The sequence below is a fragment of the Thalassomonas sp. M1454 genome (assembly GCF_007097525.1).
Taxonomy (GTDB): Bacteria; Pseudomonadota; Gammaproteobacteria; order Enterobacterales; family Alteromonadaceae; genus Thalassotalea_A.
In genome coordinates this window covers 427721-442077 of record NZ_VKDD01000002.1, presented here as the reverse complement: position 1 = coordinate 442077, position 14357 = coordinate 427721, and the positions used below count along the sequence as shown (strand labels likewise).

At 38.8% G+C, this 14357-nt stretch carries 6 protein-coding genes; 1 reads left to right on the top strand and 5 read right to left on the bottom strand.

All coding sequences use genetic code 11. The features are described from left to right. Positions 1–146: 146 nt before the first annotated feature. Positions 147–2375: a YHYH protein gene (locus tag FNN08_RS03855; RefSeq protein WP_143583430.1), complete on the top strand. Its 2229-nt coding sequence runs from the start codon at positions 147–149 to the stop codon at positions 2373–2375. A 724-nt stretch (positions 2376–3099) separates the two neighbouring features. Here FNN08_RS03855 and pyrD read toward each other — a convergent pair. The 5 genes from pyrD to FNN08_RS03830 form a co-directional block, all read right to left on the bottom strand. After that, positions 3100–4110 (bottom strand): quinone-dependent dihydroorotate dehydrogenase, encoded by a 1011-nt coding sequence (pyrD, locus tag FNN08_RS03850; protein WP_143583429.1) that lies wholly within the window; start codon positions 4108–4110, stop codon positions 3100–3102. A gap of 158 nt (positions 4111–4268) precedes the next feature. Next, positions 4269–9101 carry an NAD-glutamate dehydrogenase gene (locus FNN08_RS03845; protein ID WP_143583428.1) on the bottom strand — a complete coding sequence of 1611 codons (4833 nt, stop codon included), beginning with the start codon at positions 9099–9101 and terminating at the stop codon, positions 4269–4271. Positions 9102–9440: 339 nt separating this feature from the next. After that, positions 9441–11768, bottom strand: a complete 2328-nt coding sequence (locus FNN08_RS03840; RefSeq protein ID WP_143583427.1) for an efflux RND transporter permease subunit — start codon at positions 11766–11768, stop codon at positions 9441–9443. Then, positions 11768–12775, bottom strand: coding sequence for a WD40/YVTN/BNR-like repeat-containing protein (locus tag FNN08_RS03835; protein WP_260679265.1), 1008 nt, complete (start codon positions 12773–12775; stop codon positions 11768–11770). The genes FNN08_RS03840 and FNN08_RS03835 overlap by 1 nt, the downstream gene beginning before the upstream one ends. A 210-nt stretch (positions 12776–12985) precedes the next feature. Then, positions 12986–14350: a DUF1329 domain-containing protein gene (locus FNN08_RS03830; protein ID WP_143583426.1), complete on the bottom strand. Its 1365-nt coding sequence runs from the start codon at positions 14348–14350 to the stop codon at positions 12986–12988. Positions 14351–14357: the final 7 nt, after the last annotated feature.

Genomic DNA, 14357 nt, shown 5'->3' with positions numbered 1-14357 from the left:
TACATATCAACATCTAACTAACAACCGATTATTTATCAGTCACCTATAATGCTTTACATAATATTTACTTTCTAAAATGATTAATTTGTTATTTTTTTGCGTAAGCTAAATAGACAAACTTAATTAGGTTGGAAAAGGTGGTATCTATGAAAGTGGTTGTTTGTTTATTATCGATAGTGTTTTTAATTAGTTGCGGCGGAGCAAGTAGCGACTCACCGGCTGAAATAGAAAATATTACTGCTCAGCCCGATGTTAGCGATGATACAACAGCTGACGATGGCAATGACGGTGAAGTAATACAGCCAAATATTTTATTAATCATCTCTGACGATCAAGGTCTTGATGCCTCTGCTCAATATCCTTATTCAACCGACCAACCTAACACACCAAACCTTAATTATTTAGCTGAGCAAGGTATTGTGTTCGATAATGCCTGGGCGACACCAGGTTGCACCACAACAAGGGCAAGTATTTTAACAGGCATGCATGGCGTTAACAGTGGCGTAAGCTTTATTCCGGCAACCCTTGATACATCATTACAAACCTTACCTAAATATTTAAAATCAGATCCACTTACCAGTAATTACCAAATGGCGGTGTTTGGCAAATGGCATTTAGCTGGTGGTAACCCAGATCCTAACCACCCTTTCGATAGTGGCATTGATCATTACGCTGGCAATTTATCGAATGTGGCCGATTACTATCAATGGCAATTAACACAAAATGGTGAAACCAGTGAAGTTAACCAATATCACACAAGCAAAATAACCGACTTAGTAATTGACTGGACTAGCCAGCAAACTTCGCCTTGGCTTGCTTGGGTTGCCTACTCAGCACCCCACGCTCCATTTCACTTACCTCCAGAAGAACTTCACTCTAGAGCAGATTTAACCGGCGAAGATAATGATATAAACAATAATAAGCGCGAATACTACTTAGCGGCTATTGAAGCGATGGATAGTGAAATTGGTCGTTTATTAAATTCATTTCACTCTACAGTTTATGACAACACCATTATAATATTTATTGGTGATAATGGTACTCCTAGAGGAGTTATCGACACTTCTGTTTATGCGCAAAGCCACAGTAAATTTACTCTTTATGAAGGAGGTATCCGTGTACCTTTGGTTATATCTGGTAAAGGGGTTGAGCGTGGTGGCGAGAGAGAAAAAACATTAGTTAATAGTACTGATTTATTCACTACCATAGCGCAACTTGCCGGCAGTCAAGTGGCTAAACTTTATGACAGTTCAAGTTTTAAACAACTATTGAGCAATGATAATACCGATGGCCGTGCATATAATTATTCTGAGTTTGACTATGATGGTATTAGCGGTTGGTCAATTAGAAATGATACCTATAAATTACTCGAATATGAATCGGGTGTACGTGAGCTCTACGACATAAGTACTGATGTGAGCGAAGAGACTAATTTATTATTAACAACGGTTGATTATACCGCAGTAGTGATTGAATTAAGCGAGCAAGCGCTCATCATTCGTGGCGAGCAGCAAGGATCGGCAATTGATATCACCAACCAAATATTTACCAATCGCAATAATAATTGCAGTGCCTATGTAGAAAGCTACAGCTCGAATGTAATGGATGTTAATAACTCAGCGCTATTTTCTGGCGATTTAACTATTACTCTTGCTGGAGATAAATGCATCTTCACCACCAATGCCATTCCAAATCATGATTTTAATGATGGTGATGAGGCATTTCCAAATGATGTTTCTGCGCAAAATGATCGCTTTGAAATAACCACCAATCCAACTCATGCAAATAGTATAACGGCCCTTAGTTTGCTAACGGATAACGCCATTCTACTTAATGGCGTTAAAGTCGATATATTAGCCGCGGGGTGTTATGGAGTTGGTAATGGTAAGGTTGGTTGTAACGATATAAATCAGCCTTGGCGTTTTGATCCTATGTCACCGTCTGCAGGTTTTAGAGTAGACAGTCATAATGCTCATTCACAGCCAGATGGCACTTATCATTATCATGGCACGCCAAACGCATTTTATCATGCAGAAAATAACGGCAGTGCCTCACCTGTAGTTGGTTTTGCTGCTGATGGTTACCCAATATTTGGCCCCTACTTTGATGCTAGCAGTGATGGCAGTGGCGAAATAAGAAAAGCAGTATCAAGTTATCGTATTATTGATGGCTCTCGTCCTGCAACCGACGGTAGTCCAGGAGGCGAGTACGATGGCACATTTAGGGATGACAATGAATATATTGCAGGCTTAGGCGATCTTGATGAATGTAATGGTATGACAGTCAACGGTGTGTATGGGTATTATATTACCGACACTTACCCTTATGTATTAAGTTGTTTTAAGGGCACACCAGATCCGTCTTTTAATAAATAAACGCAAGATAACGGGCGGTTCAAGTTGATCTGACCCTCTTGATTCAAGAAAAATCAAGAGGGTCAGATCAACTTGATTTTTCTTGAACAGGTCGATTTATACTTAATGTTTTGGTTTACGATAAATATTGGTTTTATGGTGGATTTGAGATTTACCAGTAATTTTAGTTCTGATGATATCAAGTATAGATTTAACGACTAATGGAATAGCAATTACACTAATCTTTAATAGTATAGCTATTGATTGCAACACGAAGCTTTGCTTGTTCTGAGTTGATTTATTGGTGTTTGATAAGTTTTTTGAATACATGTGCTAGCTAATTAAATTCGACTTTAGCAGCAGTATAGATTGCATCTAGCTTGAAAGTGTTACCGCTTTGTAACTAAGATTACAGAATATGAAAATAAGAGGAGCCGTTCAAATTTAACTGCTCCTCTTATTTCTATAAGTTGGTAATAGTGTCAGGTCCAAATATATTGGCAGCAGATACACCTAAACTAGTAGTTGATATACTAAGAATGATAATTACTTTGATAATGTTTCGCATTGTTTCCTCCAATCCAGTCCTTTGGCGCTAAATTAAGTTAACAATAATTTAACAACTCACTTATTGGAGAAAAATCACCCGTACGGGTTAAAAAACATACAGGTTTGACATAAGTCATTTTGATTAAATAAATATCAAGGTGTCTGACACCTTGATAATTATTTTGTGTTGATAGGATTAGATGCTATCGACGATATTTTTAATTAGTTTAGGGCCTTCGTAAATAAAGCCGGTGTAAACTTGTACTAAGCTAGCGCCTGCATCTAGCTTTTCTTTAGCTGATTCTGCACTGTTGATACCCCCAACACCGATAATAGGCATTTTACCTTGTAGCGCTGCTGATAATAATTTAATCACCGCGGTGCTTTTATCTTGTACTGGTAAGCCACTTAAACCGCCCATTTCAGCGCCGTGATCTAAACTTTCAACGCCTTCGCGGCTTAACGTAGTATTAGTCGCGATTACCGCATCAATTTCATTGTCTAATAAACATTGAGCGATACCATTAATTTCTTCTTCAGTTGAATCTGGAGCGATTTTAACTGCTAATGGTACGTATTTACCGTGTTTTTCAGCTAATGCCTTTTGCTCTGCCTTTAATGCACTTAAAAGCTCGTTTAGTGCGTCACCGTATTGAAGCGCACGTAAACCGGGAGTGTTTGGCGATGAAATGTTTACCGCAATGTAAGAAGCGTGTTCATAAACTTTACGCATACAGTGAGTGTAATCATCTTTAGCATTTTCTTCAGAGGTGTCTTTGTTCTTACCAATGTTAATACCAAGTACGCCTTTGAATTTAGCTTTTTTAACTTGGTTTACTAAATAATCAACACCGTGGTTATTAAAACCCATACGGTTAATTATTGCTTCTGCTTGTGGCAAACGGAAGATTCGTGGTTTTGGGTTGCCCGGTTGCGGACGAGGCGTAACCGTGCCAACTTCAACAAAGCCAAAGCCCATTGCTGAAAAACCATTGATACATTCACCATTTTTATCTAAACCGGCAGCTAAACCAACTGGGTTTGGAAAGGTTATGCCCATTACTTCAACTGGCTTGTCTTTAACTTGTGAACCATACAAGCCTTTTATTGCAACAGATGCAGGAAGTTTTAGCATGTTGATTGTAATATCATGTGCTTGTTCAGCACTTAGTTTGAATAAAAGGTTACGAGCAATTGAATAAAGCATATTGATCCTGGCTACTTAAATGGAATTAAAAAGTTACGGGCAAAAAAAACTCCCCAATGGCGGGGAGTTTATCATTAAAATAAAACAAAAATAAGCGTTGCCTGAAAAATAACTGCTGTAGATTTAACCGGCGTAAATCACCTAATTTGATTTACAATTTAGTCATTAAAATGTGACAACATCATTAATTCACGCAAGGCTACTGAGAACTTAGCAAACTCATGAGTTTTAGTTGTTCTAAAGTCAGCTAAAATTTGCTGCCAACGTTCAATTGGTTGAGTGCATTGCTCTTTCCAATCATTAAACATTTGCTCTAAATCAGTACTGTCAGGGTAAGCTCGTAAAATTACAGACGTAAGTGAACGTTGCTGCCAATCAAGCTCTTCTCTAAACGAAGCACGTGCCAGTGCCTGCCAATGGTTTTGCACTGGTTGTTTAGTGATTTGATCTAAGAACCAGTGTAAATCAAGTTTCGCGCCTACAGAGAAGTATAACTGCGCAACTAATTCAATTGAGCGGCTATCTTGACAAGCAACTTGAGCAATATCCATTGTTGAGAACAAGGTTGATAATTGCGAAATACGTTTAGCAATTTTCGCAGGTACCTTTTCAGCAAGTAACTTAGCTTCTACATCTTCTAGCGCACGTGACTCTTGCTTAATAATAAAGCTATCAAGTTTCGTGGTTAATACCTTAAACGCTGGGCGGTAGAAATCAATTGATTGCTCAATAGATAACGACTTATTGCGATGACGTAAGAACCAACGAGTTGCACGGCGAATAGTACGACGCATTTCGTGCAACATACCGGTTTGCACTTGTGCAGAAATTTTATTATCAAGCTTTTCAATGCTAGTCCAGATTGACTCTAACTCGAATATTTCAGCACTTATGGCGAAGCTTTTTACGATTTCAGCAATTGAAGCGCCGGTTTCTTCTTGCATGCGATAAACAAAGTTAGCGCCCATGTAGTTACACAGGTTATTAGCTAAACTGGTAGCAATGATCTCTGCTTTAAGAGGATGTTGCTCCATTTGCTCAGCGTACAATTCTTGCAATTTAACAGGGAACGCTTTGCTTAATAACTTACCTAAATAGCTATCGTTAGTAATTTCATCAAGTACTAAGTCTTCTTTTAATACCATTTTGCCATAAGCAACAAGTACTGAGATTTCAGGTCGAGTTAAGCCTTTGTTGTTGGCCATACGCTCGGCAATTTCTTCATCGTTTGGAATAAATTCCAATTCACGATTTAGCTTACCTTCACGTTCTAAACGGTGAATAAAGCGTAGTTGCTCTTTTAATTTACCCGCACCGCGTGACTCTGAAATTGAAATTGAGTGCGTTTGACGGTAACAGTCATCAAGTACAATCTCTTCTACTTCATCGGTCATATCGTACAGTAGCTGGTTACGTTGCTTAACGGTTAAATCACCACCAGCAACTAAGGTGTTAAGTAAGATTTTGATGTTTACTTCTTTATCTGAACAATCTACGCCACCAACGTTATCAACGAAATCAGTATTCATACGACCGCCATTAGCGGTGTACTCGATACGGCCAAGTTGGGTACAGCCTAAGTTACCGCCTTCACCAATAATTTTCGCTTGAACTTGATTACCATTAACACGTAATACATCGTTTGCACGGTCACCTACTTCTAAATGACTTTCATTTGAGCCTTTAATGTAAGTACCAATACCGCCGTTCCAGAATAGATCAACTTGCATCATAAGTGCCGCTTGAATTAATTCATTTGGCGACATAGATGCCTTTTTAGTGTTCAACATTTTCTTAATTTGCGGCGTTAACTTAATTGATTTCGCTGCACGAGAGAAAATACCACCACCTTCAGAAATTAAATCGGTGTTGTAATCTTCCCAACTTGAACCAGGTAAGTTAAATAATCGTTCACGCTCTGGGTAACTCGTTTTAGAGTTAGGCGTTGGGTCAATAAAGATATGCATATGGTTGAATGCCACTTGCAAACAAATATGTTTTGATAACAACATACCGTTACCAAATACATCACCAGCCATGTCCCCTACTGCCACACAAGTAAAGTCGGTAGTTTGACAGTTAATGCCAATTTCGCGGAAGTGACGTTTAACTGACTCCCAACCACCTTTCGCTGTAATCCCCATTTTCTTGTGGTCGTAACCAACACTACCACCAGAAGCAAAGGCATCACCTAACCAGAAACCGTAATCATCGGCAATGCCGTTAGCAGTATCTGAGAATGTTGCCGTGCCTTTATCGGCCGCAACAACTAAGTAAGTATCGTCTTCATCTAAACGAACTACATCTTTAGGATGAACAACTTCTCCACCAACGATGTTATCGGTAATATCTAATAACGCGCGAATAAAGGTTTTGTAACACTCACGCCCTGCTTCAAAAATGTCGTTACGAGAGCCGCCAACAGGAAGTTGTTTACAGTAAAAACCACCTTTTGCGCCAACCGGAACAATTACCGTATTTTTAACTTGTTGTGCTTTAACTAAACCAAGTACTTCGGTACGGAAATCTTCACGGCGATCAGACCAACGCAAGCCACCACGAGCTACTTTACCACCACGTAAATGCACACCTTCAAGTTGCGGAGAGTAAACGAAAATTTCGTACTTAGGCAACGGCTGCGGCATTTCAGTAATAAGCTCAGGTAGCATCTTAAATGAGATGTAAGACTTATCATTACCTTGCTCGTTCTTTTGGAAGTAGTTTGTTCGAACTGTTGCATTGATCAGCTCAACGTAGCGACGAATGATTCTGTCGTCATCAAGGCTAGATACGTTATCTAAAGAATGCTCGATAGTATCGGTGATTTTAGCAATTGCTTTGGCATTATTTTTTGAGCCAGGCTTAAATTTAAGCTCAAATAACTCAATTAATAACTCTGCAAAGTTAGGGTAACTAGTAAACGTTGATTCAATGTAACTTTGTGAGAAGGTACTACCGATCTGTTGCTGGTATTTAGCGTATGCTCTAAGAATAGATACTTCGCGACCACCAAGGTCAGCGCCAATAATTAAACGGTTAAAGCCATCGTCTTCTAAATCGCCATGCCAAACTCGTGCAAAAGCATCTTGGAATAAGTTTTGAACTAACTCTAAGTTAAATGCTTTGTTGCTGGTTAATAACATTGAGAAGTCTAAGATCCAGTTCATCTGGCCATCGGCATCACGTACCATGTATGGACTTTCGCCAATAACACGTAAACCAAAGTTTTCTAACATAGGTAATACATCAGATAAATGTAGAGGCTCACCTTTGTGGAAAAGTTTTAGTTTTACAAAACGGCTGTCAGATTTTTCTTCAAGCGGCTGATAAAATAACATCTCTAATGGGTTTTGTGCAGTGATTTTTTCAAGTTTTTCAACATCAACAATTGCAGTACCAGGTAATACCTCATCTTTATAAGATTGTGGCCAGCTTGCGTATTTTTGACTTAACGCTTTACCTAATACTTCACCTTTATTAACTTTTAAGGCGTCGGCGAATTTGTCATCCCAGCTGCGCGCAGCTTGGTTTAAGTTATGTTCAATTTCTTTCACATCAATATCTGCTTTGGTTGAGTTAACTCGAACTATGTAATGAGTACGTGCTTGTACAGACTCAGAGAAGAAGGTATTAAATTCAACCTCTTCAGTGCTGCCAAACGCTTGTTGTAATACTTCTTGCGTATCGATACGTAATTGCGTGTTGTATCTGTCTCTTGGCACGTACACCATGCACGAGAAGAAACGATTAAATGCGTCGCGGCGAACAAATAACCCTGTTACATCGCGTTCTTGCATTTGCAAAACGCCCTTAACCGTTTCAACTAACTCTTCATCAGTTGATTGTAATATTTCATCACGTGGGAACGTTTCTAAAATATTAATCAGAGTTTTATAAGCATGTGAGCCATTAGCGTATCCAGAGTTATCGCAAACACGCTGCACTTTGTTTTTAATTAATGGCACATTAAGCGCGCTGTTATTGTAAAACGCACTGCCGTATAAACCGACAAAGCGGTCTTCGCCAATAATTTTACCTTTAGCATCAAAACGCTTAATACCAATGTAATCAAGGTGTGCTGGGCGGTGTACGCGTGATTTAGAGTTAGTTTTAGTTAAGATAAGTAAATTATTACCTAAAGCTAAATCGCGAGCAGATTGTGAGTAAGTTGACATTAAGCGCTGCGACGTACCGGTAGAGTTTTTTAATAAACCTAAGCTGGTATCAACATCAGCGGCTAATGCTACATCGCCTTTTAATTGCTCTACTGTGTATGAGCGGTAGCCCATAAAGGTAAAGTTGTTATCTGCAATCCAAGTTAAAAATTCTTTGGTTTCAGTAAAGTCATTTGCTTCAACGTGCTTTTTAGCTTTTTCTAAATTTTTAATCGACTGCTGAAACTGATCGCACATTGGTTTCCAGTCAGAAACCGTAAGCGATACATCTTTAAACACAGAATGCAGCTCTGTGGTTAAGTCATCAATTTGTGATTGCTTGCTTAAGCGGTCAATTTCAATAAAGAAGATAGTTTCACATAAGCTGTCTTTTAACGGCTCACGTGCAGGCCCTAAGTTTTCAACTAAACCATTGTAACCACGGACAATGTTTAATGGGCAATTTAAAATTAAATGTGGAGATAAGCCAAGACGATTTAACGCAATGCGTGTTGAATCAACTAAGAATGGCATATCTTTGATAATTACTTCTATAACGGTATGGCTAGATTTCCAACCGTGTTTAGATACTTCCGGGTTTAATACGCGGATAAATGCTTGGTCTTCTTTTTGCGCATTTAATGCTTTCCAAAGACTCAAGGTAGCGCCATAAACGTCGCTATCATTACGACCGGCAAGGTCGTCGTTGGATATATTACTGTAAAGTAAGCTGGTGAATTGTTCTAACAAAGGTGCAGTATCGCTTGGCACTTTTTCTTGAATAAGCTTTACAACATTTTTAAGTAGTACAGAAGATTTATTATCTAATGACGCCATATGTGTACCCTCTGGTTTAAGGCGAAATGTAACCAAATTCCGAAACTTTCAATTAACATTTCAAATTTTTATGCAAATGATAGCTTTAGAATAGTCTATGGAGCGGATTCTATTAAGAATTTTTGCACATTGCGAGTACTTTATTAGAGTAAAAATACCAATTATTTCAGGAGTGTTACCGTTTTGTAAGTGTTTATTCAATAGGTGTAAATAGAAAATGGCCTTTCGGCCATTTTAATGATTATTTATGCAATTTTTTGAATGGAGCGATAAAATATTTTTTTTCACCCCACATTAACAATTGCAATTTATAGCGACTTGCCGTTAAAAATTTAAACGCTACTTTTTCTCTCGCCATAAAAATGTCGACAGTGCTGGTAAAATAATTATTGCAGCTAACATGTTCACTAAGAACATAAAGGTTAACAATATGCCCATATCAACTTGGAATTTCAAATCAGAGAAGAACCAAGTTGAAACACCGATAGCTAAGGTTACACCGGTGATCAATACCGCACTACCACGCTCTTTAAGAGCAGACAGATAAGCTTGCGACATAGTTTGCCCTTGCTTTAAGCACTGTGACATGGTCGATAAAATATAAATACCGTAATCAACGCCAATACCAACACCTAAGGCAATAACAGGAAGTGTTGAAACCGTTAGGCCAATATCTAAAAATGTCATCAAGGCTTGCGCTAGTGTCGACACCACAAATAATGGCACCACTACCACGGTTGTTGCTCGTATTGAACGAAAACTAAGTAAACATAACGCAATTACAGCGCCGTAAACATAAACCATCATAGGTAATTGTGCTTCAGCAACTGCTTCGTTAGTTGCCGCCATAACCCCTACCGGGCCAGAAGCTAGCTTAAACTGAACTTGATCATTACCAAGCTCTGCCGCGTTTTTCTTCACTGCCGCGACAACTCTATCTATGGTTTCAGCTTTATGATCTTCCATAAATAAAATGATTGGCATGGCGCTACAGTCAGCATTTAATAAACCACTTGTCGTTGGAACTCGTGAAATAGATTGTACTAAGCTTGGTTGATTACGAGACAGTATTTGCCAGCGCTTATTACCTTCGTTAAACCCTGAGTTAACTTTCTTAGCAATAGTCGCTAAAGAAACCGCTGACTGAACCCCTTCAATGTTTTCTAGGCGCCATTGCATCGTATCGATAGTATCGAGTACTTCATGGTAAATACACGAGTCTTGGTACGTTTCAACCACCACCGACATATAATCTACACTGATTGCGTATTTGTCAGTAATTAAGAAGGTATCTTGGTTATAACGTGAATCTTCATGCAATGATGGCGCACCAGCATGAAGCTCACCTATCTTAAGGTTTTCACTTTGCACCATACCCCAGGCAAATAATGCTGCGGTACAAGCTAAAATAACACCTGCAGCTTTTGGCGAGGTAACAAATGCAGCTTTACGCCACAATAAGCGGTTAAACAGCTTGTGATCGGCATGTTCAACAATTTGCTTTTGCTCTGCTTGGTCAAAGCGCACAAACGACACTAAAATAGGTAATAAAATTAAGTTAGTAAAAATAATTAAACCTACACCTAATGAAGCCGTGATAGCTAACTCGCGAATAATACCTATATCAATCGCTAGTAACGTCATAAAGCCGATAGTGTCAGATAATAATGCAATACCACCTGGTACTAATAAACGTCTAAAGCTAAGCTGTGCCGCTTGTTTAGGATTGTTACCTTTTGCTACTTCTTTCGATATTGCATTGATCATCTGCACGCCATGACTCACCCCAATAGCAAACACCAAAAACGGTACCAATATCGACATAGGGTCAAGGCCAAAGCCAAGTTGAGTTAACAAGCCCATTTGCCATACAACGGCAATAAGAGAACATAAAATAGGTAATAAGGTTAAGGTTATCGAGTTACAGAATAGGTAAACCATTATGGCAGTGATCACAATGGCAATAGCAAAGAACGTAACTACACCTTTAGCACCGTTTGCAATATCGCCAACCATTTTTGAGAAACCGATAATATGAATACTGATTTCATCGTTCTCAAACGTTCCGCGAATTTCATCTTCTAATTGCTTAGCGAGTTTTAAAGTATCAAGCTTTTCACCAGTGTCAGGGTCAATCTCCATCAATGAGCTTTTCACCATGGCACACGAATAATCATCGGAAACGATACTGCCAACAATACCGGCCTTTTCAATGTTCGCTTTAACGATTGCTAACCCATTTGCATCTGGTCTGAAATCAGCTGGAATAACCGGGCCTCCGGCAAAACCATCTTCAACTACTTCAACAAAGCGAGTTGAAGGCGAAAACAATGAATTAACTAATATACGGTTAACGCCTGGAATAAAGAATAACTGGTCATGCACCCCTTTTAATGAATTAAAAAAGGTTTCATTAAAAATGTCACCATCGCGGTTACACACCGAAATAAGAATATTATTTGCGCCACCAAAATCATTTTGATGTTTCAAATAAGTTTTCATATAGCTGTGTTGCAAAGGGATATTTTTTTCAAAGGAAGCATCAAGGTTGATATTGATAGCTTGTGCTAATAAATAACCGGTAATAAATAAAAATACACCTAATACGCTAAAGCGGAAACGGAATATATTACGTTCAATATGAGAGAAGAATTTTTGAATTGCCATTATTGAATATCCACTGCTTTAACGCCTACTTCAGAGGCGACAATAAGTTTATTGTTAAACCAAACGCCAGCAAGTAATGCTTTACCGTCACTTTGGGTTGATATTTGGAACGTTTTGCCATCGCTACTTGCTAAAATAACGCCGGAATTACCTAACACAAACACCTTGCCGCTATCACCAACAACAATATCATTTAGTAGTGCCGTGGTGTCATTGCTTATTTCTTGCCAGGTACTGCCATCATCATTACTGATAAACATATTGCCACGCAGGCCAACGACTAATAATTGAGAAGTTGAAATTTGATTAATATCGAAGAAAGAGCCCATATATATTTCATCAAGTAACTGCCAAGTTACGCCTTGATCATTACTACTTGCTATAGTGCCAAGCTCACCAGCAAGGTAAAGCTTATCACCAGCAACAGCTACACGATTAAAGTGCGGTAAAATACTAGCTATTTCTTCTAAATAAAGCTCTTCATCTTCGGCTTTGGTATCTTCAAGATATAAACGGTCATCTTCATTAAGTAGTTCTAAATGATGTTCCTCAGCCCAAGTGATACCGCCATCACGAGTTCGATAAAATAATCCATACGCACCAATTGCTATGCCGTGGTTTTCGGTAATAAATAATACATCAAAAAATGGGCGTTCTTTTTCAGGTTGAAAGTTTTGTAATGTCCAAGTAGCTCCGCCATCTTTAGTATGTAAAATAACGGAATCATGGCCGACAGCCCAACCTAATGATTCGTTATAAAAAAACACTTTTGTTAAAGTAGCATTGCTTGGCACGGCTTGTTGTTGCCAATTTTCGCCATCATTAGATTTTAATATATGACCGCGATCGCCTACCGCAATAATGGTATCAGGACTTACTTTGACAATATCGAGCATTAAAGTATTGGCAGCTAAGGGCTGAATTTCGGCGGGTTTTGGCTGGATATCAGCATAACTGGCAAATGGTAAGATGCTCAGTAAGAAAAGGGTTTTGAAAATTTGACTCATAAACGTCCAAAATACTCTATGTTATTTAGTTAACCTGAATTCAGGTGTGTTTTATATCAATTTGATTAATGAATAGAACGCTTAATTAATCAAATTGGTATTAGCAATTCTAAAAAGACTGAAATTGCTGTTGTTATATTTTTGTTATATTTCAACTATGTAAAATAAAAACGGTTGGCAAAGCCAACCGTTATTAACGTAAGTTTAGGCTTATCTGCGGCCTGAGCGACGCAATGCTGACGAAGTAAAGTCTCGGTCTCTATGCTTCGGCGCAAAGTCGTACATGTTATGCTCATTATCTAAACCAATTGCAATGTAACGACGCGATTGGAAGTCATGATACACTTCAAGTGTAGACCATTGTGCCGGTAATTCGTAATAGTTAAGACCATGAGCAACAGCTACACGATATAATTCATCACGATTGTCGTACATATCAGCAATCGATACTTGCCAGCTATCTTCATCAATGTAGAAGGTACGTTTTTTATAAACATGGCTTGTACCTTCTTTAAGTTTAGCTTCAACAACCCATACACGGTGTTTTTCGTAGCGAACAAGATCAGGGTTAATGTGCCCTGCTTTTAAGATCTCATCGTATTTAACTTTATCACTGTGCAGGCGGTAATCGTTGTAAGGTATTAGTAGCTCTTGCTTGCCTTTTAATTCCCAAGTGTAACGATCTGGAGCGCCGTTAAACATATCGAAATCATCTGTTGTACGTAAGCCATCAGACGCTGTACCCGGTGCATCATATGCAACGTTTGGCGCGCGCCGAACACGACGTTGACCGGTGTTATAAGTCCAAGCTTGGCGTGGCGTTTTAACCTGATCCATCGTTTCGTGTACTAATAATGCAGTACCGGCTAAACGTGCAGGCTCAGAAACTTGCTGCTTAAATTTAAATAGGATATTTGATTTTTCTAAATCTTCAGATTTAGCACCTTTAACACCGTAAGGAATAATTAAACCTTCATCAAAGCCGATGTAAGTAAAACTACCTGATGCTGTAGGAGCAGCTTGTCCACCTTGACGAACAATGCTTTCACCACGGTAACGTAAACTGTGATTCCAAATAGCTTCTAAACCATTTTGTGGAATTGGAAAAGGCACGCCTACTTGCGCAGCTTTAATACCATTACCTTCACGAATTAACTCACTGCGAGTAGCATTCGCTTTAGTCTCATCGTAAACATGCTGCGGGTAAGAGGCACTACGACGTGTTTGGTAAACATTCATTTTGAAGGTTTCTGGATACGTCTGGAACAATTTTTGTTGACCTAAGCTTAATAGATCTTTGTATTGCTCGTAATTTGCAGCAGTAACTGTGTACTGAATTTTATCTTCTGGGTATGGATCAGGATGATGGTCACCTGATTTATAGCCTGCTGGTGGTGTTGTAATACCACCAGTCCATGCTGGAATTGAGCCATCAGCGTTAGCTGCGGCTTCAGCGCCCATTGGCGTTAATTCTTTACCAAGTTTAGCAGCTTCTTCAGGAGCCACTTTAGCAGAAGCACTAACTGAAGAAAGCGCCATTGTAATTGCTAAGGAAATAGCTGTTATATTTTTCATTTATCTT